Source organism: Pseudomonas sp. LRP2-20 (assembly GCF_024349685.1).
GTDB lineage: Bacteria > Pseudomonadota > Gammaproteobacteria > Pseudomonadales > Pseudomonadaceae > Aquipseudomonas.
Genome location: NZ_AP025944.1, coordinates 2,620,733 through 2,645,709 on the forward strand (window position 1 = coordinate 2,620,733; position 24,977 = coordinate 2,645,709).

23 protein-coding genes are annotated in these 24,977 nt (G+C 65.4%); 9 read left to right on the forward strand and 14 right to left on the reverse strand.

Features of this window, described 5'->3' with window-relative positions; genetic code table 11:
• Positions 1-132: 132 nt before the first annotated feature.
• Positions 133-465 (reverse strand): potassium channel family protein, encoded by a 333-nt coding sequence (locus OCX61_RS11590; RefSeq protein WP_261943925.1) that lies wholly within the window; start codon positions 463-465, stop codon positions 133-135.
• A 196-nt stretch (positions 466-661) separates the two neighbouring features.
• Between OCX61_RS11590 and potE the strand changes: the two genes are divergently transcribed.
• The 3 genes from potE (at position 662) to OCX61_RS11605 (ending at position 3,340) form a co-directional block, all read left to right on the forward strand.
• A complete protein-coding gene (gene potE, locus OCX61_RS11595) occupies positions 662-1,993 on the forward strand; it encodes a putrescine-ornithine antiporter (RefSeq protein ID WP_261943926.1) in 1,332 nt (443 codons plus the stop codon).
• On the forward strand, positions 1,990-2,904 hold the full coding sequence (locus OCX61_RS11600) for a transporter substrate-binding domain-containing protein (RefSeq protein ID WP_261943927.1): 915 nt from the start codon (positions 1,990-1,992) through the stop codon (positions 2,902-2,904). The genes potE and OCX61_RS11600 overlap by 4 nt, the downstream gene beginning before the upstream one ends.
• Before the next feature lie 115 nt (positions 2,905-3,019).
• Positions 3,020-3,340: a hypothetical protein gene (locus tag OCX61_RS11605; RefSeq protein WP_261943928.1), complete on the forward strand. Its 321-nt coding sequence runs from the start codon at positions 3,020-3,022 to the stop codon at positions 3,338-3,340.
• Positions 3,341-3,404: 64 nt separating this feature from the next.
• Here the strand turns inward: OCX61_RS11605 and OCX61_RS11610 are convergent, their stop codons facing one another.
• The 11 genes from OCX61_RS11610 to OCX61_RS11660 all read right to left on the reverse strand — a co-directional run bounded on the left by OCX61_RS11610 (position 3,405) and on the right by OCX61_RS11660 (position 13,116).
• On the reverse strand, positions 3,405-3,890 hold the full coding sequence (locus OCX61_RS11610) for a DUF2878 domain-containing protein (protein WP_261943929.1): 486 nt from the start codon (positions 3,888-3,890) through the stop codon (positions 3,405-3,407).
• A gap of 2 nt (positions 3,891-3,892) precedes the next feature.
• Positions 3,893-5,152 (reverse strand): SAM-dependent methyltransferase, encoded by a 1,260-nt coding sequence (locus tag OCX61_RS11615; protein WP_261943930.1) that lies wholly within the window; start codon positions 5,150-5,152, stop codon positions 3,893-3,895.
• Complete coding sequence (locus OCX61_RS11620; RefSeq protein ID WP_261943931.1) at positions 5,127-5,939, reverse strand: DUF1365 domain-containing protein; 813 nt, start codon at positions 5,937-5,939, stop codon at positions 5,127-5,129. Before OCX61_RS11620 ends, OCX61_RS11615 begins: the two co-directional genes overlap by 26 nt.
• The gene (locus tag OCX61_RS11625; RefSeq protein ID WP_261943932.1) at positions 5,936-7,183 is read right to left on the reverse strand and encodes an NAD(P)/FAD-dependent oxidoreductase; all 1,248 of its coding nucleotides are present in this window, start codon (positions 7,181-7,183) and stop codon (positions 5,936-5,938) included. The genes OCX61_RS11620 and OCX61_RS11625 overlap by 4 nt, the downstream gene beginning before the upstream one ends.
• A 3-nt stretch (positions 7,184-7,186) precedes the next feature.
• Positions 7,187-7,939 carry an SDR family NAD(P)-dependent oxidoreductase gene (locus OCX61_RS11630; protein ID WP_261943933.1) on the reverse strand — a complete coding sequence of 251 codons (753 nt, stop codon included), beginning with the start codon at positions 7,937-7,939 and terminating at the stop codon, positions 7,187-7,189.
• On the reverse strand, positions 7,936-8,358 hold the full coding sequence (locus tag OCX61_RS11635) for a nuclear transport factor 2 family protein (RefSeq protein WP_261943934.1): 423 nt from the start codon (positions 8,356-8,358) through the stop codon (positions 7,936-7,938). The genes OCX61_RS11630 and OCX61_RS11635 overlap by 4 nt, the downstream gene beginning before the upstream one ends.
• Before the next feature lie 113 nt (positions 8,359-8,471).
• On the reverse strand, positions 8,472-9,194 hold the full coding sequence (locus tag OCX61_RS11640) for a proteasome-type protease (RefSeq protein ID WP_261943935.1): 723 nt from the start codon (positions 9,192-9,194) through the stop codon (positions 8,472-8,474).
• Between the two features lie 41 nt (positions 9,195-9,235).
• Positions 9,236-10,015 carry a transglutaminase family protein gene (locus OCX61_RS11645; RefSeq protein WP_261943936.1) on the reverse strand — a complete coding sequence of 260 codons (780 nt, stop codon included), beginning with the start codon at positions 10,013-10,015 and terminating at the stop codon, positions 9,236-9,238.
• Positions 10,012-10,962: an alpha-E domain-containing protein gene (locus OCX61_RS11650; RefSeq protein ID WP_261943937.1), complete on the reverse strand. Its 951-nt coding sequence runs from the start codon at positions 10,960-10,962 to the stop codon at positions 10,012-10,014. Before OCX61_RS11650 ends, OCX61_RS11645 begins: the two co-directional genes overlap by 4 nt.
• Positions 10,963-10,965: 3 nt before the next feature.
• Positions 10,966-12,375 carry a circularly permuted type 2 ATP-grasp protein gene (locus OCX61_RS11655; protein WP_261943938.1) on the reverse strand — a complete coding sequence of 470 codons (1,410 nt, stop codon included), beginning with the start codon at positions 12,373-12,375 and terminating at the stop codon, positions 10,966-10,968.
• A 270-nt stretch (positions 12,376-12,645) separates the two neighbouring features.
• A complete protein-coding gene (locus OCX61_RS11660) occupies positions 12,646-13,116 on the reverse strand; it encodes a MarR family winged helix-turn-helix transcriptional regulator (protein WP_261943939.1) in 471 nt (156 codons plus the stop codon).
• Positions 13,117-13,314: 198 nt separating this feature from the next.
• On the opposite strand from OCX61_RS11660, the gene OCX61_RS11665 reads away from it, so the two are divergent.
• The 5 genes from OCX61_RS11665 to OCX61_RS11685 all read left to right on the forward strand — a co-directional run bounded on the left by OCX61_RS11665 (position 13,315) and on the right by OCX61_RS11685 (position 20,637).
• The gene (locus tag OCX61_RS11665; RefSeq protein ID WP_010954234.1) at positions 13,315-14,145 is read left to right on the forward strand and encodes a p-hydroxycinnamoyl CoA hydratase/lyase; all 831 of its coding nucleotides are present in this window, start codon (positions 13,315-13,317) and stop codon (positions 14,143-14,145) included.
• A gap of 75 nt (positions 14,146-14,220) precedes the next feature.
• The gene (locus OCX61_RS11670; RefSeq protein ID WP_261943940.1) at positions 14,221-15,669 is read left to right on the forward strand and encodes an aldehyde dehydrogenase; all 1,449 of its coding nucleotides are present in this window, start codon (positions 14,221-14,223) and stop codon (positions 15,667-15,669) included.
• Between the two features lie 89 nt (positions 15,670-15,758).
• Positions 15,759-17,642, forward strand: coding sequence for a feruloyl-CoA synthase (locus OCX61_RS11675; RefSeq protein ID WP_261943941.1), 1,884 nt, complete (start codon positions 15,759-15,761; stop codon positions 17,640-17,642).
• Entirely contained in the window at positions 17,639-18,880 is a 1,242-nt protein-coding gene (locus OCX61_RS11680; RefSeq protein WP_261943942.1) for a thiolase family protein, read from the forward strand. The genes OCX61_RS11675 and OCX61_RS11680 overlap by 4 nt, the downstream gene beginning before the upstream one ends.
• A gap of 14 nt (positions 18,881-18,894) precedes the next feature.
• Positions 18,895-20,637 (forward strand): acyl-CoA dehydrogenase family protein, encoded by a 1,743-nt coding sequence (locus OCX61_RS11685; RefSeq protein ID WP_261943943.1) that lies wholly within the window; start codon positions 18,895-18,897, stop codon positions 20,635-20,637.
• On the opposite strand, the gene OCX61_RS11690 is transcribed toward OCX61_RS11685, so the two are convergent.
• Together OCX61_RS11690 and OCX61_RS11695 are read right to left on the reverse strand one after the other, a co-directional pair.
• Positions 20,618-21,643, reverse strand: coding sequence for a formylglycine-generating enzyme family protein (locus OCX61_RS11690; protein ID WP_261943944.1), 1,026 nt, complete (start codon positions 21,641-21,643; stop codon positions 20,618-20,620). The genes OCX61_RS11685 and OCX61_RS11690 overlap by 20 nt on opposite strands.
• Positions 21,640-23,313, reverse strand: a complete 1,674-nt coding sequence (locus OCX61_RS11695; RefSeq protein WP_261943945.1) for an arylsulfatase — start codon at positions 23,311-23,313, stop codon at positions 21,640-21,642. Before OCX61_RS11695 ends, OCX61_RS11690 begins: the two co-directional genes overlap by 4 nt.
• A 256-nt stretch (positions 23,314-23,569) precedes the next feature.
• Here OCX61_RS11695 and OCX61_RS11700 point away from each other — a divergent pair, with 256 nt between their 5' ends.
• On the forward strand, positions 23,570-24,961 hold the full coding sequence (locus OCX61_RS11700) for an alginate export family protein (protein ID WP_261943946.1): 1,392 nt from the start codon (positions 23,570-23,572) through the stop codon (positions 24,959-24,961).
• Positions 24,962-24,977 lie beyond the last annotated feature (16 nt).

A 24,977-nucleotide genomic window follows, 5' to 3' on the forward strand; every position in this document is an offset into this window, starting at 1 on the left:
CTCAGCCTGATCTCGTAGAGTCTGTGTTTCGCCGCCATTCGCTCGCTTCCTGTCAGGCCGCCCGAGTGCTATGTACTGTTGTAGCCGATCTGCTTGCCGTTGCCATGCAGGGCGGGTGGAGCCGGCTACTGGTCAGTGGACACCCTGATCTTCAAGGGATTTGCGCAACGCATGCACGCCGACTGCAACGATCAATCCGGTCATGACGATGCCGGCCAGGCCGATCAGCATGGCCAGGCAGCGCGCCAGGCCAAGCTTGGGCACCAGGTCTCCGTAGCCGATGGTCAGGCCTGTCACGAAGGAAAAGTACAGGCCATCGCCCAAGGGCCAGCCTTCCAGCTCGCCGACCACCAGCCCAAGCAAGGCCATGACGGCCAGCAGTACCGACACGATTGGCCAGACGACGCGCAGGCCGCGCCAGAACTCACGGATGAAGTCATGCCGCAACTGTTTCATGGCTCGCATGGGGCACTCCTGGAAAGAAGCAAACGACGGTTTTGTTCACCCTCGTACCTGGCTGCACGGCAAATCACCAGCCATCATCATGTAGCAGAATCTAGCGGTACTGGCCGCGTTGTGGGTGCGCTGCACCTGGCTGGCCGACGCTCTTGTAGTGCAATCGCCCCTATTGCCATCGACTAGTTGCGCGGAGGTCATCATCGTGCGCGATCCTGCAAAGAAAATGGGCCTGGTCGGGCTCACGACATTGGTCACGGTGAACATGATGGGCTCCGGCATCATCATGCTGCCGGCAAGCATGGCGCAGATCGGCGCCGTCTCGTTGTTGTCATGGGTGATCACGGCGGTGGGGTCGATGGCCATCGCCTATTGCTTCGCCCAGTGCGGCATCTACTGCACGCGCTCAGGTGGCATGTCGGCCTACAGTGAAGAGGCCCATGGCAAATCGGCCTTTTTCCTCTGTTCCTACCTGTATTTTCTTTCGCTGATGATCGGCAATGTTGCCATAGGCATTTCCGCCGTCGGTTACCTCACGCCCTTCATTCCCTGGCTCGGCAGCGGTGCGGTGCCGCTGCTGGTCGGGGCGGTGACGCTGATCTGGTTCACGACCCTGGCGAACCTGGGGGGCGCCGACATCACCGGGCGCCTGGGGGCGATCAGTGTCTGGGGCGTCATCGTCCCGGTGGCAGGCCTGAGCCTGATCGGCTGGTTCTGGTTCAGTACTGCTACGTTCCAGCAGGCCTGGAACCCGGGGCAGGTACCTGTCGGCCAGGCGATCACCAACAGTATTCCGCTGACACTGTGGGCGTTCCTGGGCATGGAGTCGGCCGCGCAGAACTCCGACGCGGTGGAGGACCCCAAGCGCAATGTGCCGCTGGCCTGCCTGTTCGGCACGCTGGGCGCGGCAGTGGTGTACATCCTGTCGACCAGTGTCATACAGGGCATCGTGCCCAACGCCGACTTGGCCAACGCCAGCGCACCGTTTGCCCTGGCGTACGCGCGGATGTTCGATGACACCGTTGGCAACGTGATCATGGGCCTGGCGGTGATCGCCTGCGTCGGCTCGCTGCTGGGCTGGCAGTTCACCCTGGCAGAAACCGCCAAGGTAACGGCCGGGCAGGGGCTTTTCCCGAAGCTGTTCACCCGCACCACGGCCCGGGGTGTTCCCCTGGCCGGGATGCTGACCTGTGCGGTGCTGCAGAGCCTGATTGCCTTGTCGACCTTGTCGCCCAACGCCAGCGCCCAGTTCGGCAGGCTGGTCAACCTGGCGGCGGTCACCAACATCATTCCCTACATCACCTCGCTGACCGGCTTGCTGGTGATCATGTACAAGGCCCAGGTGGACATCGCCATTTTCCGCCGCAACAGTGCAATCATGCTGGTCGCCGTGTGCTATTGCTTCTATGCGCTTTACGCCTCGGGCCTGGAGGCCGTGTTCGGTGCGGCACTGATCATGGCGTTGGGGTACCTGTTGTTCGGCTTCATTGCCAAGCGTTTCATCAAGGCGCTGGACATGATCGGAGGTACGCCATGAGCCGCAAAGCAAGACTGGCCAGCGTGTGCCTTGCCGGCCTGCTCGGTTGGGCGGCACCTTACGGCGCGGTTGCCGCAGCCGATACCATGAGCCGGCTACGTGCTAGCCAGGTGCTGACGCTTGGCTTCATGGATGGCTTTGCACCGTTTTCTTCGGGCAGCGAACAGGCACCCCAAGGTTACGCGGTCGAATTGTGCCGGGCCGTCGCCGAACGGCTTCGCCAGACGCCCGGTTTTGCCGGGCTGCAGGTGCGCTGGCGGGCGCTGGCGGAGCAGGAGGTTGCGAACACGCTGAGTTCGGGCCAGGTCGATCTGTTTTGCACCCCTGTGGTGGAAACCCTCGCCAGGCGAAAGAACCTGGACTTCTCCATCCCGATCTTCACCTCCGGGCTGGCGGCCATGGTTCGGCGTGATGCGCCCAGTACCTTGCTTGGCCCACTCAGCGGCAATGCCAGCGATAGCGCCCCGCGCTGGCGTGCGACGATCAATGCAGGCTTGAGCAAACACAGCTTTGCCGTGCTGCAAGGCACGGTGAGCAGCGACTGGGCCCGGCAACGCATTCGCCAGCTTGGCTTGCAATCCACCCTGCAAGAGGTGCCCACCTATCAGGAAGGGGTGCGCCGGGTGGCGGCGCGTGAGGTCGATGCCTTCCTGGGCGAGCGGATGGTCTTGCTGGCCTACCAGGCTGGGCAGGCCGAGCGCGCGCAGTTGTGGGTACCGGAGCATTTGTTCGTGATGAACCGCGTCGCGCTGGCGATGGCCCGTGGCGATGAGGATTTTCGGCTGCTGGTGGACAGCGCCTTGAGCCAGGCGCTTGCCGGGCTGCGCGGCCAGGAGCTGTTCACGCGCTACCTGGGACCACAATCTGAGCAGGACCGATTGTTGCAAAGCCTGTATCCGCTGGCCGACTAGGCGGGCCGCTAGTCGGACGGGGTTGGCAATCTGCCATTATCGCGTTGCGCTATTGACCTTCTCCGCTATGGTTTGGTGAGCCATACATACAAGACTAAAGTCGCAGGAGGGCGGCATGCGGATTCGTGGTGATGTGTTCAGGAACTGGGCTGATCCGATACTTCATCATCAGGCTCATGATGAAACTTTGGACGATGGCACAACCATCGATGTCCAGGTGCGACTGTCGCGAACAGGTAACACGCAGATGTTCATCGGCGTGTACGCAGGCTGTGGCAGGGCGCTGCATGAAGAGGCGTTCGCTTCCAGGCCTGGGGAATCGATGAGCCGCGCCTTGGCCTGGGGCGTGGGGCACGCAAGGCGGGTTGTTGTCGCGGGGCCGGCTCGCGCGACGGCTTATGGGGGAGGTGATCGGTCACGCCTGTGTGCTGGTTAGGAACGCATAACGGCCACCAGGTGTTCGTCGACGGTTGTTCAGCGCCTGTGAGCACCGCCTTTGATCAAACCCTAGCCGTAAGGCGCAACCCCAGCGGCAGCACCAATGCCCAGACCGGCGCCAGGATCAGCGCGGTATCCAGGCGCCCCATCGGCAGGTCGACACCGGCCAACCGGGCGCCGGCCAGGTAAGCCAACGGGCCACCGAACATGCCCAGCAACACTGCGCGCCATGCGGGCTGGGCAAACCCTGCCAGGCTATGGCGCATGCCACTGGCCAACACCAGCCACAGCAATGCCAGCCAGGGCGGCAGCGGCCATTGCCCGAAGCGGAACACACCGAGCACGCCCAGGGTGCTGTCCAGCAGCCAGCCAGCCGCTGCTATCCCCAGCAGCACGCGCAGCTCGCCGCCTGGGCTCAGGCACAGGTGCAGCAGCAGGCCGACCACCACGATCAGCAACAGCCAGGGCCTGTGCGCCCCCAGCACGCAAAGCCACCAGCCGGCCTGCAGCCACAGCGCATTGCCGAGCAGCCAGCCACGGCGGCCCATGCTCAGGCGCCCGGGAGTGGCGCCCGCCGCGCCTTGGGCCCGGCCCAGAGCATCTGGGCCACGCCGATGGTTCGCTCCTCGAAGCCGCCCTGGCAATAGCACAGGTAGAACTCCCACAAACGCTGGAAGGTGTCGTCGTAACCGAGCCTGGCCAGCTCGGTGCGCGAATGGCGCAGGTTGTCGCGCCAATGGCGCAGGGTGCGTGCATAGTCCTGGCCGAAATCCTCAAGGTGCACCAGGTTAAGCGCCGTCTGGCGGCTGGCGGTGTCGAGCAGGACGCTCAGCGAGGGCAGGGCGCCACCGGGGAAGATGTAGCGCTGGATGAAGTCCACCGAACGCCGGGCCTGGGCGTAGCGCTGGTCGCGGATGGTGATGGCCTGCAGCAGCATCAGGCCTTCGTCCTTGAGCAGCGCGGCGCACTGACGGAAGTAGGTGGGCAGGTAGCGGTGGCCGACGGCCTCGATCATTTCAATGGACACCAGCTTGTCGAAGCGCCCGCGCAGGTCGCGGTAGTCCTCGTGCAGTACGCTGACTTGCCGCTCCAGGCCCAGCGCCTTGACCCGCTGCACGGTGTGCGCGTGCTGCGCGGCAGAGAGCGTGGTGGTGGTGACGCGGCAACCATGGTGCACCGCCGCGTGGATGGCCAGGCTGCCCCAGCCGCTGCCGATTTCCAGCAGGTGTTCGCCGGGTTTGAGTTCGAGCTTCTGGCAGATCTGCCGGAGCTTGTTCACCTGGGCCTGTTCCAGGCTTTGCTCGGCGCTGTCGAAGCGCGCCGCGGAATACATCATGGTCGGATCGAGCAGCCGTTCGAACAGGGCATTGCCCAGGTCGTAATGGGCCAGGATGTTGCGCCGCGCGCCGCGCCGGCTGTTGCGGTTGAGGCGATGCAGCAGGCGCAGGGCCGGCTGCGCCAGGCGAGCAAGGCCGCCCTCCAGGGCGTCCAGCACCTCGAGATTGGCGACGAACAGCCGCGTCACCGCAGCCAGGTCCGGGCTGCGCCAGTAACCGTGGATGTAGCCTTCGCCAGCGCCGATCGAACCATTGCCGGCCACCAGGCCCCAGGCTGCCTCATCAACGATCTCCACCTCCGCGTAGAGCGGGCTGGCAATATCGCCGAATGTCCATTGCTGGTCCCGACTGATCAGGCGCAGGTGGCCATGGCTCAGCTGGCGCAGCTGCGCCAGCACCGCACGCCGGGCCAGGCTGCCGAGCAGCGGAGCGATGCTGGCCGATTTGCTAACGCTCAAGGTCGGTTCGGACATGGTCGGGTTCCTCGCGGAGGGTTTGGCCAAGCGCCAGGTCGTGCTGGCTGGCGATGTGATCGTATACGGGGGTGCGTTTGAGCAGCAGGCGCAGGGCTTGCCAGTAGATGCCGGTCACGGTGCGCAGGCTCATCCAGGGAAAAGCGAGGATGTGACGTTGCAGGTTGGCGCGGTCGAGCGGCTGGCGATGCAAGGCGAGGTCCGCTGTGAACACCTGTTGCCCGGCGCGCCAGTTTTCCATGTGCACGCGCACGCGCTGCGCATCGACGGCGAAGCGCAGCCGGTAGTCCATGTCCATGGGCATGAACGGCGAGACGTGGAAGGCCTTGGCCACGGCAAAGGGCTGGGCCAGCTCGCCATGCGCTGGCAGCACGTAGTGAAAGCGCTCGCGCCACGGGGTGTTGCGTACCTCCAGCAACACGGCCGCGACCTGCCCGTGGCGGTCGTGGCAGAAATAGATGCTCACCGGATTGAACGACAGACCCCAGCAGCGTGGTTGCGTCAGCAGGTACACGGCGCCGTCGGGTACCTGCCCGGTGGCCTGGCCAACCAGCAGGCGCGCGGCCTCGACCAGGGGCATGCCCTGGCCAGTCAACACGGGCAGGTAGTCGGTTTCGCGCCAGCACAGCGGTGCCAGGCGCGAGCGACCGAGCCAGCGGGAGAGGCTCAGCAGCTGCGGCAGCTCGTCGAGGTCCAGGTAGAACATGCCGATGCGGTAGCGGAACGCGTGCTGCCCAGGCGTCAGGCGCCGGTGGTTGAGCCAGCCGTGGCACAGGCTACTGTTCACAGCTGTTCTCCAAAGTGCCTGGCGACGTTCAGCGCACTGAGCACACCGTCTTCGTGAAAACCATTGGCCCAGTAGGCGCCACAGTAGTAGCTGTGCAGCGGGCCCTGCAGTTCGTCCTGGCGGGCCTGGGCGGCCACGGCGGCAAGGCTGTACTGGGGATGCGCGTACTCGAAGCGGGCAATGATTTGCGCCGGGTCCACCAGCACGGTCTGGTTGAGGCTGACACAGAAGGTGACCGGCGCCTCGATGCCCTGCAGGATGTTCATGTCGTAGGTGAGCGCTGCGGGGGCCTGTTGGCTGCTATCCAGGCGGTAGTTCCAGCTGGCCCAGGCCCGGCGTCGGCGGGGTAGCAGGCGGGTATCGGTGTGCAGCACCACGTCGTTGCTGGCGTAGCGGATGGCGCCGAGGATTGCCTGCTCTTGCTCACTGGGGTTGCTCAGCAGCGCCAAGGCCTGGTCGCTGTGGCAGGCGAACACCACCTTGTCGAAGCGCTCGCTGGCGCCTGGCCAGGCCACGGTCACGCCTTCATCGTCGCGGCTTACCCGTTGCACCGGGCAGTTCAACCGGATGTGCTCGGCAAAGGGCCGGCACAGGGGTGCCAGATAGCTGCGTGAACCACCCTCGATCACCCGCCATTGCGGGCGCTGGTTGACCGACAGCAGCCCGTGGTTGCGACAGAAACGCACGAAGAACTGCAGCGGAAAATGCAGCATATCGGCCCGTGACATGGACCAGATGGCCGAGCCCATCGGCACGATGTAATGGTCGATGAAGCGTTGACCGTAACGGTTGTCGCGCAAGTAATTGCCCAGCGTGGTCGCGCCATCGATACGTTGCTGGTCCAGGTCGGCCAGCGCCTGGCGGTTGAAGCGCAGCACATCGCGCAGCATGCCCCAGAAGCCTGGCGACAGCAGGTTGCGGCGCTGGGCAAACAGGCTGTTCAGGTCGTGCCCGTTGTACTCGAAGCCGGTACGCGGATCGTGCACCGAAAAACTCATCTCGGTCATCCGCGAGGCGACACCGAGGTGCTTCAGCAAGCGAATGAAGTGCGGATAGGTCCAGTCGTTGAAGACGATGAAGCCGGTGTCCACCGCGTAGTGCTGGCCACGCCAGTGCAAATCGACGGTATGGGTGTGCCCACCGACCCGGTCCGCCGCTTCGAACAGGGTGATTGCGTGCCGACGTGACAGCAGGTGGGCACAGGTGAGGCCGGCGATGCCGCTGCCGATGATAGCGATGCGCATGGTTCAGCCCTGGGGTTGACGCGCCAGGCGTTGGCCCAGCTTCAGACGCCAGCGTGCCGGCAGTGCGCCGAGCAGGCGCAGCAACAGGATGAAGCTGGCAGGGAAGGTGATCTCCAGCGGGCGACGGGGCAGGCGCGCGACGATATACCCGCCGGCGCGCTCGGCGCTCCACAGTTGGGGCATGGCAAAGTCGTTGCGGCGCGTCAGCGGGGTGTCGACGAAGCCGGGGCTGATCAGGGTGACATCGATACCCTCGCGGGTCAGGTCCAGGCGCAGCGATTCGACCAGGTAGCGCAGTGCTGCCTTGGACGCGCCGTAGGCACCGGCCCGTGGCAGCGCCAGCCAGCTGACCGAGCTGCCCATCACCACCAGGTGTGGGCGCTGGCCGCGGCGCAGCAAGGGAAGGGCAGCCGCCAGGCAATGGCTGGTGCCGATCAGGTTGGTACGGATCACCCGCTCGACCAGGGCTGGGTCGAACTGCCCGGGCTCCAGGTACTCGCAGGTGCCAGCGTTCAGGATCACCAGGTCGAGCGCGCCCCAGGCCTGCTCGATCTGCGTGGCAATCCGCGCCACCTGCTCAGGCTGGTCGACATCGCCCACGGCCAGCAGGGTCTGGCCCGGAAAGCGTGCGGCGAGGTTTGTCAGGCTTTCTGCCCGGCGTGCCCCCAGCGCCACCTGGTGCCCTTGCTCCAGCAGGCGCTGCGCCAGCACCGCGCCGATGCCGCTGCTTGCACCGGTGAGCCAGCACCGGCTCATGCCAGCCTGCCCTTGAGCCAGCGAACTGCCCGGCCCATGACCGGAACATGTTCATACAGCAAGGCGCCAGCGTCGAAGTAGTCCTGGTGAAAGTGCACCCGGCCGCGCCAGCGCAAGTGGCTGCAGCCTTGCAGGCTGATCGGCTGGCCGCCGGCCAGGCGTGGGTGGCGAAAGTGCAAGGTCCAGCGGATGTAGCCGTGGCCCGGTTGCGGCTCGTCGAGGCCCTCGAAGGTGTAGCGGACCTCGGCAACATTGGCATACAGCTGCGCGAAATAGCCACGCAAGGCCGTCAGCCCACTGATGTGATGGAGCGGGTCGCGAAAGGTGACATCCTCGCTGTACAGGTCGCCCAGCAGCTCGAGGTTGTCTGCACCCAGCGTGGCAAAGCGTTCGGTGAAGTGCTGCAGGTAGGTGGACATGCACAATACCTGTACAAAGTTAAGTCGATGTACAAGGTATAGTGCAGGTGTCCGGATAAAGCTATACAGAAAAATAATTTTGTACAGATTTGCCCCTCGTCAGTGGCTGGCCTTCAGCCATACGGCGGCGCTGGCAGCTCGGCCAGCAGTTTTTTCAGGCCATCGCTCCATTGCCGGCGAATCTGTGCGTAATAGGCGTCGTCGTTGCTGATGCGTTGGCGCGAGTGGGTTTCCAGGCTGTCCTTGCGGTACACCAGCAGGTCCAGCGGCATGCCAACCGACAGGTTGCTGCGAATGGTCGAGTCGAACGAGATCAGGCCGCAGCGCAGCGCTTCGTCCAGGGGCGTGTGGTAGCTCAGGTTGCGGTCGAGAATCGGCCGGCCGTACTTGCTTTCGCCCAGTTGCAGGAACGGCGTGTCGGCGGTGGCCTGGAAGAAGTTGCCCTGCGCGTAGATGTTGTAGATGGCCATGTCGGCGCCGGCAATCTGGCCGCCGACGATGAACGAGCAGCTCAGGTCGATGCCGGCCGTCAACTTGCTGCGGTCGCGGCTGACCACCTCACGCAGGGTATCGGCGACCAGCACGGTGGCGTCGTACAGCGTGGCCACGTTCAGCAGGTGAGGGCCGGGGCCCCGGGTGCGTTGCTGGAGCAGGTTCACCACCGACTGCGAGGTGGCCAGGTTGCCGGCGGTCTGCAGGACGATCAGGCGCTCGCCTGGCAGGCTGAACACGAACAGCTTGGCAAAGGTCGAGATCTGGTCGATGCCGGCATTGGTGCGTGAGTCGCTGATGAAGACCAGCCCGTCCGCCAGGTGCATGGCGACACAGTAAGTCATGCGGGTTCCCTTGTTATCTCAATGAACGGATGTTGCCGCGGTCACTGGCGGTGGACATGGACGCTGGCCTGCATCGATTCGGCGCCGCCACCACGGCGCACGCCCCTGACCGGGCAGGCATCGAGGTAGTCCAGGCCGACTGCCAGCTTCAGGTGGCGTTCTGGCCGAGTCAGGCGGTTGGTGATGTCGAAGCTATACCAGGCGTCGTCGACCCAGGCTTCGGCCCAGGCGTGGCTGGCCAGGTGCTGCTCGTCCTCGGTGCACAGGTAGCCGGAGACGTAGCGTGCCGGTATGCCCAGGCTGCGCGCGCAGGCGAGGAAGGCGTGGGTGTGGTCCTGGCAGACCCCGGCAGCGCCGTTGAACGCTTCGATGGCGGTGGTGCCCACCGAGGTGGCACCTGGGCGGTACGGCATGTGCTCGGCCAGGCCTTGCATCAGCCCGATCAGCGCCGAGCGGTCGCGGTGTTCGCCACAGTGCTGGCGGGCAAAGGCCTTGAGGGTGTCGTCGGCCTGGGTCAGGTGGCTGCCGCGCAGGAAGGGCAGTGGTGAAAGTTCACCCGCCTCGTGCTCGCATGCCGGGTCGATGTCGACCTGGCCGCTGGCGGTCAGCGCCAGATGGCCATGGGGCTTTTCCAGGGTCAGCACATGCAGGATGTTGCCATACGGGTCGATCTGGCCCTTCACCTTGCACGGCAGGTCCAGCTGCCATTCATCGATGCGCTGGCGTTCGCTGTTGCGTGGCGTCAGGCGCAGGAACTGGATGCTGTTGCTGACGTCGCTGGCGTAGCTGTAGGTGGTGTCGTGGCGGATGGACAGTTTCATACGACCTCCAGGTAGGAGTGATGGACCGCCTGGCCCAGTTGGTTGATGCGCCCGATGAAGTCGGTCAGCCACGGGTGCAGGCCGGCTTCGAGGATTTCGTCTACCGCGGTGTAGCGCAGGCGTGCATTGAGTTCGGCGGCCATGCGCTGGGCGGCGCGCCCGGTGCTGCCGGGCAGGCTGGCGAGGATCTGGTCCAGTTCCTCGATACAGGCATGCAGCGAGCGCGGCACGTCCACCCGCAGCAACAGCAGCTCGGACACTGGCCGGGCACTGGGCGCAGCGCGATAGAGCTCGTTGAAGGCTTCGTACGCGGTCAGCGCGCGCAGCAGGGCACTCCACTGGTAATAGCCGCGGGCAGAGTCGTCGCTGACCTCTTCGGAGGCCTCGCCAAACATTTCATAGCGCGCATCGAGCAGACGCAGGGTGTTGTCCGCCCGCTCCAGGAAGGTCCCCAGGCGGATGAAGCTGTACGCGTCGTTGCGCATGATGGTGCCCGAGGTCGCCCCGCGGAACAGGTGCGAGCGCTCCTTGACCCAGTCGCAGAACTGGCTGATGCCATACTGGCCCAGGCCGTTGCGGGCGATGTTGCGCATCTCGATCCAGGTGGCGTTGATGTTTTCCCACATGTCGGCGGTTATCCGCCCACGTACCGCATGGGCATTGGTCCTGGCCGCCTGCAGGCAGCAATAGATGCTGCTGGGGTTGGTCGCGTCGAGGGCAAAGAAGTGCAACATGCGCTCGGTGTCGAGTTCGGTGTGCCGGCGGCGGTAGTCGTCCAGCGTGCCGGAGGCCAGCAGCGACATGGCCAGTTCGGCATGGCCGTCACTGCGCCCGGCCTGGGGCATCAGCGACAGCGAATAACTGACCTCGAGCATGCGCGCGAGGTTTTCTGCACGTTCCAGGTAGCGTGACATCCAGTACAGGTCGGAAGCGGTTCTCGAAAGCATGGTTCAGTCCTCCACCACCCAGGTGTCCTTGGTACCGCCGCCCTGCGACGAGTTGACCACCAGCGAGCCTTCCTGCAACGCCACGCGGGTCAGGCCACCGGGTACCAGGCGGGTTTCACTGCCCGACAGCACGAACGGGCGCAGGTCGATATGGCGTGGGGCGATGCCGCTGTCGACGAAGGTCGGGCAGGTGGACAGGCACAGTGTGGGTTGCGCGATATAGGCATGCGGGCGGGCCTTGATGCGGGCGCGGAAGTCCTCGATCTGGGCACTGGTCGACGCCGGCCCGACCAACATGCCGTAGCCACCGGAGCCCTGGGTTTCCTTGACCACCAGCTCGGGCAAGTGGGCCAGGACATGGGACAGGTCTGCAGGCCGGCGGCACTGCCAGGTGGGCACGTTGTTGAGGATCGGCTCTTCGCTCAGGTAGAAGCGGATCATGTCGCCGACATAGGGGTAGATCGACTTGTCGTCGGCCACCCCGGTACCCACCGCGTTGGCCAGCACTACATTGCCGGCGCGGTACACCGAGATCAGCCCCGGCACACCCAGCATCGAGTCCGGGTTGAACGACAGCGGGTCCAGGTAGTCGTCGTCCAGGCGCCGGTAGATCACGTCCACCTGCTGCGGGCCGGCGGTGGTGCGCATGTAGACATGCTCGTCACGGATGAACAGGTCGGCACCCTCGACCAGTTCGATGCCCATTTCCCGCGCCAGGAAGGCATGCTCGAAGTAGGCGCTGTTGAAGCGGCCCGGGGTGAGCAGCACGGCGGTCGGGTTGTCCAGGGGGCTGGCGCTCTTGAGGGTATCCAGCAGCAGGTTGGGGTAGTGGTCGATGGGGGCGATACGCTGGGCGGCGAACAGTTCGGGGAACAGCCGCATCATCATCTTGCGGTCTTCGAGCATGTAGCTCACCCCGCTGGGGGTGCGCAGGTTGTCTTCCAGCACGAAGTAGCTGCCATCGCCGTCGCGCACCAGGTCGACGCCGGCGATATGGGCATAGAGCCCACGGTGCAGGTCCAGGCCCTGCATGGCGATCTGGTAGCCCTCGTTGGCCAGCACCTGCTCTGGCGGGATGATGCCAGCCTTGAGAATGCGCTGGTCGTGGTAGATGTCCTGAAGGAACAGGTTCAGCGCCTGCACCCGCTGGATACAACCGCGCTCGACCATGCGCCATTCGCTGGCGCGAATGCTGCGCGGGATGATGTCGAAGGGGATCAGGCGCTCGGTGTCCTGTTTGTCGCCGTACAAGGTGAAGGTGATGCCGGCGCGGTGAAACAGCAGGTCGGCTTCGCGCCGGCGTTGCTCCAGCAGCTCCAGCGGGGTATTGGCCAACCAGCGGGCGAACTCCTGGTAATGCGGGCGGCAATTGCCGTTCACTTCGTACATTTCATTGAAAAAAGCCCGGGACATAGCCACTCCTTGCTACCGTTGCTGGCAGTGCGTTGTGCATGCAAAAGGCCATTGCAATGAAAGTGCCGAAAGTTCGGCGCAGCACCGGAATGCGCGGCAGTGAGCGCTAAGGCATTGAAAAGGTGTGGTTTTACCTTGGCGTCGAAGGGCGGTGTAGCGCCCAGTGGTGGCTGGCCTGCACCGATGCTGTCGCCTGGCGTGCATCAAAAAGGCGCGTCATGCAGCCTGCTGCAGGTTTCGCCCCGAGTTGGTGCTTGCGCTGTGATGGGCTCAATCCTGATAGATCTTTGTCAGCAATTTCAGCAACTGCCCCCGTTCCTCATCATCCAGCGCTGACGTCGCGTCGCGATCGCTGTCGCTGGCGATCTGCTTCAGCTCCTTGAGCAGCGCTTCACCCGCCTTGCTCAGGTAGATGCCGTACGAGCGCTTGTCCGGCTTGCAGCGCACCCTTACTGCAAGCGCCCGTTCTTCCAGCTTGTTCAGCATGGGCACCACCTGCGGCGGCTCGATCGCCAGCGCCCGCGCCAGGTCTGCCTGCATCAGCCCCGGGTTCTGCTCGATGATCGCCAGCGCCGAGAACTGCGCCGGGCGCAGGTCGTACGCCGAGAGACGACCAATCAGGTTCTGAAACAGCTTCAGTTGCGCGCGGCGCAACGCGTAACCGATCAAGTCCTCGAGTACCACTTCCCCGGCAGCGGGAAGCAGGGGGGCGGTATCGGCAGTGTGGGCAGACCTGGCCATCAGAGGGCATGCTCCTCGATTATTGATAAGAAAGTTACCCAGTTTGCCTGCCCCCGCACGATCAGGCTAGGGGCGTGCCAGTAAAAAAGCTGCTCGATAGCAAGGTGAAGAAAGATAACTTTCATAATGGTTAATTGACATAACTAATTTGCTCGATTAGCGTAAGCCCATCACCCCGAACAACAAGAGTGCAGAACCATGAGCAAATACGAAGGCCGCTGGACCACCGTCAAGGTCGAACTGGAGGCGGGCATCGCCTGGGTCACCCTCAATCGCCCGGAAAAGCGCAACGCCATGAGCCCCACCCTGAACCGGGAGATGGTCGACGTGCTGGAAACCCTCGAGCAGGACGCCGATGCAGGTGTGCTGGTGCTGACGGGGGCCGGCGAATCCTGGACGGCAGGGATGGACCTGAAGGAATACTTCCGAGAGGTGGACGCCGGCCCGGAAATCCTCCAGGAGAAGATCCGCCGTGAAGCCTCGCAGTGGCAATGGAAGCTGCTGCGTCTGTACGCCAAACCGACCATCGCGATGGTCAACGGTTGGTGCTTCGGCGGCGGCTTCAGCCCACTGGTGGCTTGCGACCTGGCCATTTGCGCCAACGAGGCGACCTTCGGCCTGTCGGAAATCAACTGGGGTATCCCGCCAGGCAACCTGGTCAGCAAGGCCATGGCCGATACCGTTGGCCATCGCCAGTCGCTGTACTACATCATGACCGGCAAGACCTTCGACGGCCGCAAGGCTGCCGAAATGGGCCTGGTCAACGACAGCGTGCCGCTGGCCGAGCTGCGTGAAACCACCCGTGAGCTGGCGCTGAACCTGCTGGAAAAGAACCCGGTGGTGCTGCGCGCCGCGAAAAACGGCTTCAAGCGTTGCCGCGAGCTCACCTGGGAGCAGAACGAAGACTACCTCTACGCCAAGCTCGACCAGTCGCGCCTGCTGGACACCACGGGTGGTCGCGAGCAGGGCATGAAGCAGTTCCTTGACGACAAGAGCATCAAGCCCGGTCTGCAAGCCTACAAGCGCTGAATCCAGCAGCGGGCAATGGCCTGATCCGCCGCTGCCCGCGGGTATTTCTCTATAACTACAACAAGAGGAATGAGCATGTTGCAGGTGCCTTTGCTGATTGGCGGGCAGCCACGTCCCGCCAGCGATGGACGCACGTTCGAACGCCGCAATCCGGTGACGGGCGAGGTGGTGTCGCAAGCCGCTGCCGCCACCCTGGACGATGCCGATGCGGCGGTGGCTGCGGCACACGCGGCATTTCCGGCCTGGGCGGTATTGGCCCCCGGTGAGCGGCGCAGCCGCTTGCTCGGCGCAGCGGACCTTTTGCAGGCGCGGGCTGCCGAGTTCATCGCCGCGGCCGGCGAAACCGGGGCCATGGCCAACTGGTACGGTTTCAATGTGAAGCTGGCCGCCAACATGCTGCGCGAAGCCGCGGCCATGACCACGCAGATCACCGGCCAGGTGATTCCCTCGGATGTGCCTGGCAGCTTCGCCATGGCCCTGCGCGCCCCCTGTGGCGTGGTGCTGGGCATCGCGCCGTGGAACGCCCCGGTGATCCTCGCCACACGCGCCATCGCCATGCCGTTGGCCTGCGGCAATACCGTGGTGCTCAAGGCCTCGGAGCTGAGCCCTGCGGTGCACCGGTTGATCGGCCAGGTGTTGCATGACGCCGGCCTCGGCGACGGGGTGGTCAATGTCATCAGCAATGCCCCGGAAGATGCCCCGGCCATCGTCGAGCGCCTGATCGCCAACCCGGCAGTGCGCCGCGTCAACTTCACCGGTTCAACCCATGTCGGGCGCATCGTCGGCGAGTTGGCCGCCCGCCATCTCAAGCCTGCCTTGCTTGAACTGGGTGGCAAGGCGCCGCTGCTGGTACTCGATGATGCCGACCTGGACGCCACGGTAGAAGCCGCGGCTTTTGGCGCCTACTTCAACCAGGGCCAGATCTGCATGTCCACCGAACGCCTGGTGGTGGACAGCCGCATCGCCGACGCCTTTGTCGACAAGCTGGCGGGGAAGGTCGCCGGGCTGCGCGCCGGTGACCCGCAGGCCAGCACCTCGGTGCTCGGTTCGCTGGTCAGCGCTGAGGCTGGCGAGCGCATCAAGGCGCTGATCGACGACGCCGTGGCCAAGGGTGCGCGCCTGGTGTGCGGTGGCCAGCTGGACGGCAGCATCCTGCAACCGACCTTGCTCGATAACGTCGATGCCAGCATGCGCCTGTACCGCGAGGAGTCCTTCGGGCCGGTGGCGGTGGTGCTGCGCGCCGAGGGGGACGAAGCGCTGCTGGCGCTGGCCAACGATTCGGAATTCGGTTTGTCGTCGGCCATCTTCAGCCGCGACACCAGCCGCGCCCTGGGCCTGGCACAACGGGTGGAGTCGGGTATCTGCCATATCAACGGCCCGACCGTGCACGACGAAGCACAGATGCCCTTCGGCGGGGTCAAGTCCAGCGGCTACGGCAGCTTCGGCAGCCGCACCGCCATCGACCAGTTCACCCAGCTGCGTTGGGTCACCCTGCAGCAAGGCCCGCGGCATTACCCGATCTAGCCTCCAATTCCCAGGCAACGCGCAAGAAGACCGCCGCCTGCAACGCCAGGCGGCGGCAGGATGTACAACAAGAACAAGGAGCAACCTGCGTGAATACCGAAGCCCGCTCACGGTCGACCGACCCTGGCCAACGTCCGCGCTACCGGCAGGTGGCCATCGGGCATCCCCAGGTGCAGGTCAGCCATGTCGATGGCGTGCTGCGCATGCAGCCCGTCGAGTCCTTGGCGCCGCTGCCGGCGCGCCTGCTGGACCGCCTGCTGCACTGGGCTGCCGTGCGCCCCGACACCCCTTTCATCGCGGCGCGCCAGGCGGACGGTGCCTGGCGTGCGATCAGCTACGCACAGATGCTCGCCGCTGTGCGCACCATCGCCGCCAACCTGCTGGGCTTTGGCCTCAGCGCCGAGCGGCCGCTGGCAGTGTTTTCCGGCAATGATATCGAGCACCTGCAGATCGCCCTTGGCGCCATGTACGCCGGCGTTCCCTATTGCCCGGTGTCGCCGGCCTATGCGCTGCTGTCGCAGGACTTCGCCAAGCTGCGCCATGTGTGCGAGGTACTGACGCCAGGCCTGGTGTTTGCCTGCGACGCGCAACCGTTCCAGCGTGCCTTCGACGCGGTGCTGGACGAATCGGTCGCGGTGATCAGCGTGCGCGGCGTGGCCTCGGGCCGTCGCCACCTGAGTTTTGACCGCCTGCTGCGGCCTGCCGACCTGGCTGCGGCCGATGCGGCATTCGCCGCCACCGGGCCGGATACCATCGCCAAGTTCCTCTTCACCTCGGGCTCGACCAAGCTGCCCAAGGCGGTGATCACCACCCAGCGGATGCTGTGCGCCAACCAGCAGATGCTGTTGCAGACCTTCCCGGTGTTCGCCGAGGAGCCCCCGGTGCTGGTGGACTGGCTGCCGTGGAACCACACCTTCGGGGGCAGCCACAACCTTGGCATCGTGCTGTACAACGGCGGCAGCTTTTATCTGGACACCGGCAAGCCGACTGCGCAAGGCTTTGCCGAGACCCTGCGCAACCTGCGCGAGATTTCCCCCACGGCTTACCTCACCGTACCCAAGGGCTGGGAAGAGCTGGTCAAGGCGCTGGAGCAGGACGCCACGCTGCGCGAGGTGTTCTTTGCCCGCATCAAGCTGTTCTTCTTCGCCGCTGCGGGCCTGTCGCAGAGCGTGTGGGACCGCCTCGACCGGATTGCCGAGCAGCATTGTGGCGAGCGTATCCGCATGATGGCCGGCCTGGGCATGACCGAGGCCTCACCGTCGTGCACCTTCACCACCGGGCCGCTGTCGATGGCCGGCTATGTCGGCTTGCCCGCGCCGGGCTGCGAAGTGAAGCTGGTGCCGCAGGCCGGCAAGCTGGAGGCGCGTTTCCGTGGCCCACACATCATGCCGGGCTACTGGCGCTCGCCGCAGCAGACCGCCGAGGCCTTCGACGCAGAAGGCTTCTACTGCTCGGGTGACGCCCTGAAACTTGCTGTTGCCGAGCAACCCGAGCAGGGCCTGATGTTCGATGGCCGCATCGCCGAGGACTTCAAGTTGTCTTCGGGGGTGTTCGTCAGTGTTGGCCCGCTGCGCAACCGTGCGGTACTGGAGGGCTCACCCTATGTGCAGGATGTCGTGGTGACCGCGCCGGACCGGGAATGCCTGGGCCTGCTGGTATTCCCGCGTATGCCCGAGTGCCGGCAACTGGCTGGTCTGGCTGCCGGTGCTAGCGATGCCGAAGTATTGGCCAGTGATGCCGTGCGCCAGTGGTTCGGCGGCTGGCTGGAGCGCCTGAACCGGGATGCCCAGGGCAACGCCAGCCGCATCGAATGGTTATCGCTGCTCGCCGAGTCGCCGTCGATCGATGCCGGCGAGATCACCGACAAGGGCTCGATCAACCAGCGTGCTGTGCTGCAACGGCGCGCTGCGCAGGTCGAAGCGCTGTACCGCGGCGAAGACCCGGGCGCACTGCGCGCCGGGGCGCTGCCATGAGCCGCGGCGGGCTGTGCACGGCGTTCGAGGACGCCGCCATCGTCGAGATGGCGCGCACGCCTTGGGTCGACCTGGGCGGTGCGTTGGCCGGGGTTTCGCCCATCGACCTGGGTATCCTGGCCGGTCGGGCGGTGCTGGCGCGGGCCGCTATCGCACCCCAGGCAGTGGACAGCGTGCTTGCCGGCAGCATGGCCCAGGCCAGTTTCGATGCTTACATGCTGCCGCGTCACATCGGCCTGTACTGTGGCGTAGCGCAAGGCGTTCCGGCGCTGGCGGTGCAGCGTATCTGCGGCACCGGGCTGGAGTTGCTGCGCCAGGCCGGTGAGCAGTTGCGCAGTGGCGCGCAGTACGTGCTGTGCGTGGGCGCCGAGTCGATGTCGCGCAACCCGATCGCTGCCTACGAACACCGGGGCGGCTTCCGCCTTGGCGCGCCGGTCGGGTTCAAGGACTTTCTCTGGGAGGCGTTGTACGACCCCGCTGCCGGCATGGACATGATCGCTACCGCCGAGCTGCTGGCCCGTGAGCATGGCCTGGGCCGTGACGCGGTGGATGCCTGGGCCTTGCGCAGCCACCAGCGCGCCTTGCACGCCCAGGCGCAGGGTTGGTTCGACGATGAGATCGTACCTGTCACGGCGCAGGCGTTCAGCGCAGAAGGCTGCCTGCCACGGGCCATCGCGTTACCGCGCGCAGTGAGCGAGGTCAGCCGGGACAGCCACCCACGGCCTACCGACGCGGCGTCTCTGGCCCGATTGCGCCCAGTGCATGACGGTGGCGTTCAAACCGCCGGTAACAGCTGTGCCGTGGTCGATGGCGCGGCGGCGGCAGTGGTCACGCGCTTTTCGGGTTGCAGCCAGCCACCGCTGGCGCGCTTGCTGATGGCCACGGCCGTTGGCGTGCCGCCGAAAACCATGGGCATCGGGCCCGTGCCAGCCATCGCACTGCTGCTCGAGCGCAGCGGCCTGCGCCTGGAACAGATCGACCGCTTCGAGATCAACGAGGCGCAAGCCGCCCAGTTGCTGGCGGTAGCTCAGGCACTCGAACTCGATAGGGAAAAGCTCAACGTTCACGGCAGTTCCATTGCCCTCGGCCACCCCCTGGCCGCCACCGGCCTGCGCCTGGTGCACACCCTGGCCCGGCAGCTGCGCCACGGCAACCTGCGTTATGGCATCGCAGCGGCCTGCATCGGCGGAGGCCAGGGCATGGCGCTGCTGATCGAAAACCCCCATTTCACTGACTGATCCCGAGGTATGCCATGGCCTGGAAGGCTCCGCTGCGCGACATGCAATTCGTCCTGCAACACTGGTTGCGGGTCGACCAGTCCTGGCCGCAGCTGGCGGCTTATGCCGACGTCGACCTCGACCTGGCCGTTCAGGTGCTGGAGGAGGCGGCCCGTTTCAGTGAACAGGTGCTGGCGCCGTTGAATGCGTCCGGTGACCGCCAGGGCTGCCGGCTGGAACAGGGTGAGGTGCGCACGCCGGACGGTTTCCCGGCGGCCTACCGCGCTTTCGTCGAAGGTGGCTGGCCGGCGCTGGCATGTGACCCCAGCCTCGGCGGCCAGGGGCTGCCCCTGGTGCTGGAAGCGGCCCTGCAGGAAATGCTCTTCGGCAGCAACCACGGCTGGGCCATGTACACCGGCATTGCCCACGGCGCCTACCTGTGCCTGAAAAGCCACGGGTCCGCCGCCTTGCAGGCACGCTATCTGCCGGGCATCGTCAGTGGCCAGACCCTGCCCACCATGTGCCTGACCGAACCCCAGGCCGGCAGCGACCTGAGCTTGCTGCGCAGCCGTGCCGAGCCACGGGGCGATGGCAGTTACGCGGTTACTGGTAACAAGCTGTTCATCTCTGGAGGCGAGCACGACCTGAGCCACGACATCCTCCACCTGGTGCTGGCGCGGTTCCCGGATGCGCCGGCCGGCAGCCGTGGGCTGTCGCTGCTGTTGGTGCCGAAGTGGCAGGGAAACGGCGAGCGCAATGCCGTGTATTGCGATGGCCTGGAGCACAAGCTGGGCATTCGTGGCAGCGCCACCTGCGCGTTGCGCTTCGAAGCTGCCCGGGGTTGGCTGGTCGGGCAGCCCCACGGTGGCCTGGCGGCGATGTTCGTGATGATGAACTCGGCCCGGCTGCATGTCGGCCTGCAAGGGTTGGGGCATGCCGAGGCCGCCTGGCAGCAGGCCCGCGACTATGCCCTGGAGCGGCGCCAGATGAACACGCCGGGGCAGGCCAAGGCTGCCCAGGGGGCCGACCTGATCCACCTGCACCCGGCCATGCGTCGGGCCCTGCTGGAGTTGCGCGTGCGCAGCGAAGGCATGCGTGCATTGGCTTACTGGGCGGCGCACTGGCTGGATATAGCCGCGTTCGCTGACGAACCTGAGCAACGGGCCCAGGCGGCGACACTGGCCGCGCTGTTGACGCCCGTCATCAAGGCGGCCTTCACCGAGCAAGGTTTCAGCTTGGCCAGCAAGGCCCTGCAGGTGTTCGGCGGCTATGGCTACACCCAGGAATTCGCCATCGAGCAGACGCTGCGCGATAGCCGCATCGCGATGATCTACGAAGGCACCAACGAGATCCAGGCCAACGACCTGTTGTTACGCAAGGTGCTGGGTGATGGCGGCGAAGGGGTTGCCCTGCTGCTGGGCGAGCTGCGCACCGAGGCTGCCGCGTCGTCTGGCAGGGCTGCCACCGAGCTGGGCGGGGCCTGCGACAAACTGCAAGCGGTGCTGGCCAACGTGCGGTCAATGGCAGCGGGCGATCCTGAATACCCCTATCGCGCGGCTGGCGACTGCCTGCAACTTTGTGCCACGGTCTTGCAGGCTTTTGCCTGGGCCCGCACTGCCCGCTGTATCGAGGCTCTGCCGGCGCTGGCGGCACAACGCCGCGAGAAGCAGGAAAGCATCGATTTCTTCTTCGACTACCTGCTACCCGACCTTGACCGGCAGGTGGCGGCCGTCGCCGCGGCCGCTGCACCTTTGCCCTTCATTGCCGAAGCGTTCTGAAGCTTACGTGTGAGGTTGCCATGAACACCGGCTGCGGCTGACGTGCCGAGGGCCGGTAGCGCATGCAGCGGTCCGCCGAGCACAGGTGCGAGCCGCCCTTGATCACCGCCACAGGCACACCCGGCTCGGCGGGGTCGAAACTGTCGCTCAATGTCGGCCCCGGCGGGTCGAGCACGGCGTCACGCTGGGCGTCGTGGCCGGGACGGTAGCCGCTGCGGGTCAGTTCCCAGACGTTGCCGCCGGCATCGAACAGGCCCAAGCCATTGGCCGGGAAGCAACCGACCGGCGAGGTGCCGGTAAAGCCGTCGGCCGCCGCGTTGTGGTAAGGGAACTGGCCCTGCCAGGTATTGGCCATGAGCCTGCCCTTGGGCAACTCGCTGGCGCCCCAGCTGAAGTCCGCATCCGCCAGGCCGCCGCGCATGGCGTACTCGAGCTGCGCCTCGCTGGGCAGTTCGCGGCCGGACCAGCGGGCGTAGGCCTGGGCATCTTCGAGGGTGACCTGCACCACCGGATGGTTGTCCAGCCCGGCCAGGCTGCTCGCCGGACCTTGCGGGTGCCGCCAGCTGGCACCTGGGATGAACTGCCAGCCGGGGTTGAGCACATCCGGCCCCTGCTTGAACACCATCGCACCGGGCACCCGCAGGTCGTCGGGCAGGGACGGGTCGTCTGCAACACTGATGCCGCGCTCGGCATGGGTGACGTACCCGGTGGCTTTCACGAAGCGGGCGAACTGGGCATTGGTGACGGGATGCACGTCGATCCAGAAGCCCGACACCTTGGCGCGATGGGGCGGGCCTTCCTCATCGTAGAAGCGGCTCGAACCAAAGCTGAACTCACCGCCAGGCACGTGCACCATGCCGTCCCGCCAAGGGCCCTGGCGGGGTGCGGGCAGGCCGCTGTAGTCCGCGCACAGCAGCACTGGCGCCGGGGCTTGTGGCCAGGCGCCGCAGACGGCAGCGAGCAGGCCGGCGGCGAGCGCTGCGCCGCCGGCGACCCGGGCGATCATGGCTGCCTGGCCAAGGCCGGGCGTGCCGGGCTGGCAGGGCGGCCATCGGCATCGATGGCGATGTTGCTGCGCTGGGCATAGGCTTTCCAGTCGCGCAGCATCTGCGCCACCTGCCCAGGGTGCTCGGCGGCGATGTCGTGATGCTCGCCGGGGTCTTTACGCAGGTCGTACAGGTGCCAGCCCGGCTTGCCGTCGGTGGCATCCCACAGCAGCTTCATCGGCCCCTTGCGCAGCGAGGCGCTGCCGTTGATTTCCCAGCCCAGGGCTTCGTCGCTGGCGTGGATCTGGCTGTCCTTGCCTTGCAGGTAGTCCAGGGCCGAGGTGCCTTGTGGTGGCACGATATCGCGGTCGCGGTACTTGATGCCGGGCAGCGGCGCACCGGCCAGTTGCAGCAGCGTCGGCATGATGTCGCGCACGCTGGCCAGCTCCTCGCTGCGGCCGGCCTTGATGGTGGCCGGGTAGTAGACAAAGGCCGGTACGCGGATGCCGCCCTGGTAGGTGGTCATCTTGTAGCGGCGGCTGGGCAGGGCGCTGACCTGGGCCCAGGCCGAACCGATCATCAGGAACGAGTCGCGGCGGCCGTAGTTGTCCAGGCGGTTGTCGAAATTGGCCTTGATCCAGTCGGGGTCGACGCGGGTGGCGTTCTCCGGCCCGTTGTCGGACATGAACAGGATCAGCGTGTTATCCAGCTCGCCGGTATTGCGCAGATGCTCCACCAGGCGCCCGACCTCGGCATCCAGGGCCGTGACCATGGCGGCGTACACCTCCATGGTGCGGGCCGACTGGCGCTGCTGTTCCTTGCTCAGCGATGCCCAGCTGGGCACGCCTTCCAGTTGCGCCTCCAGGGGGAAGTCGGCCGGTACCAGGCCAGTTTCGCGCTGGCGCACCAGGCGCTCGTGGGCGCTGGCCTCGTAACCCTGGTCGTAGCGGCCACGGTATTGCGCCAGGTAGCGGTCCGGCGCCTGCAGCGGCCAGTGCGGCGCAGTGTAGGCGGCGAAGGCGAAGAACGGCCTGTTGCTGGCCTTGCCCTTATCGATGACGTCGATCAGGCGGTCGGTGAACCAGGTGGTGGAGTAGAAGTCGTCGGGCAACTCGATGGGCTCGCCATTGTGCCGGAAGGTCGCGCTGTAGTTCGACTGCAGGTCCATGTTGGCCTGCTTGAAGTGAGCGGCGCCGCCTTCGAGCAACACGTAGGCCTGATCGAAGCCGCGGTTTTGCGGCTGCTGCGCTGGCTGCATGCCCAGGTGCCATTTGCCGGAGATATAGGTGCGATAACCGGCGTCATGCAGCAGTTCGGCCAGGGTGGCGACGTTGCCACCGAGCACACCTTCGTAGCCGGCGCGCACCTCGGAACCGGCCGGCAGGCGCTTGCGCGCTTCCGACATCATGCCCAGCCCGGCCAGGTGCGGGTCATTGCCGGACATCAGCATCGCGCGGGTCGGTGAGCAGCTGGGCGCTGCATGGAAGTCGAGCATCAGGCGACCGTCGGCCAGCAGTTTGTCGAGGTTTGGCGTCTGGATCTCGCTGCCCAGGGCCGACAGGTCGGAGAAGCCGAGATCATCGGCGACCACCAGCAGAATGTTTGGTTGTTTAACGGTTGGTGCAGACAGGGCCTGGCTGGCGCCGAGCATGAGCATGCCTAGGGCGGCAAGGGGGCGAAGATGAGTCATTGCGGTGCTCTTGTTGTTCTTGTGGATGAGGGTTTTGCCACGACCGCACGCTAGAGGCCGCGCCATGGAAATACTAGCGGCCCGACATGGGTGTCCGCCGTCGCTGGGGGCAGAAGTGTGCGATCAGCGAACGCTTGTTGGTGGTCGCCGCTTGCCGCAGCGACTGTCCCTATTGACGGCTCAATAGTTAACAAAAATAATCGTTAATAGAGTTATCCAGTTTCAATCACAAATATAAGAAAAAAGGGAAATTCTGATGACCAGGCCGTTGAAAGGGGCATGGGTGCCCTTTGTACTGCTTTCGCTCTGCCAGTCCGTGCATGCGGCCAACCCCCTTGAAGAGAGCCGGCCAGGGCGGCCCGGCGCGCCTCGCTGGATCGAGGACTACCGCTTTCTCGATGCCCCCGGCAAAGCCACCGACCCATTCGATGGCCTGCGTTACCACCGGCTGTCCGAGTCGGCCTGGCTGCAACTCGGTGCCGAGGCACGCTACCGGCTCGATACGCTCGACAAACCCTTTTTCGGCCTGCGCGGGGTGCAAGACGATTCCTACCTGATGCAACGGCTGCAGGCCCACGCCGACCTGCACCTGTTCGACGATGCCGTGCGCACCTTCGTCCAGGTGGAAAACACCCGCGCCTTCGGCAAGGACCTGTACTCGCCCAACGATGAGGGCCGCAATGAAATGCGCCAGGCCTTCGTCGACTTCAACCACGACTTTGCCGGCGGGCGCTACACCACCCGTGTAGGTCGCCAGGAGATGGCTTTTGGCGACCAGGTGTTCGTCACCTTCCGCGATTCACCGAACATTCGCCTGAGCTTCGACGGCGTGCGCGCCGGGTTCAACTTCAAGGACGGTCGCAAGCTCGATGCCTTTGCCGTGCGCCCGCTGAAAACCGGCGAGGACAGCTGGGACGACGGGAGCAACAACGGTGTCAAGTTCTATGGCCTGTACGGTACCTTGCCGCTGTCGCCGGCCTGGAACATCGACCTGTTCGCCTTCGGCCTGGAAACCGATGACCGCAGCCTGGCCGGCGAATCCGGTGACGAGCAGCGTTACACCTTCGGCACGCGGCTGTTCGGTCGCCACCAGGCCCTGGACTGGAGCTGGAACCTGGCCGGGCAGACCGGCCACCTGGGCAATGCATCCATCCGCGCCTGGGCCGTGTCGAGCGACAGCGGTTATACCTTCGCCCATCCCTGGCAACCACGGCTGGGCATGCGCATCGATGCCGCCAGCGGCGACAGCGACGCAGGCGACGGCAAGGTCGGCACCTTCGACCCGCTTTACCCACGCAATGGCGTCTATGGCGAGGCCAGCCTGACCACCCTGAGCAACATCATCGTGGTCGGGCCCACGTTCGGCTTTTCGCCTTGGCGCACGGTGCGCTTCGAACCCGGCATCTTCGCAGTCTGGAAGCAGCGTGAAGAGGACGGGGTGTACATGCCCGGCATGAGCCTGCTGGCCAACACCCGCGGTACAGGCCGGCAAGTGGGCACCATCTACCGCGCCAACGCCCGCTGGCTGGCCACGCCCAACCTCACCCTGGACCTCGACCTCAAGTACTACGACGTCGGCGCGGCCATCAAGGACGCAGGCGGCGAGGATTCGTCGATCATCTCGGTACGCGCCACGTTCCGGCTGTGACCACCCAACCCATAAC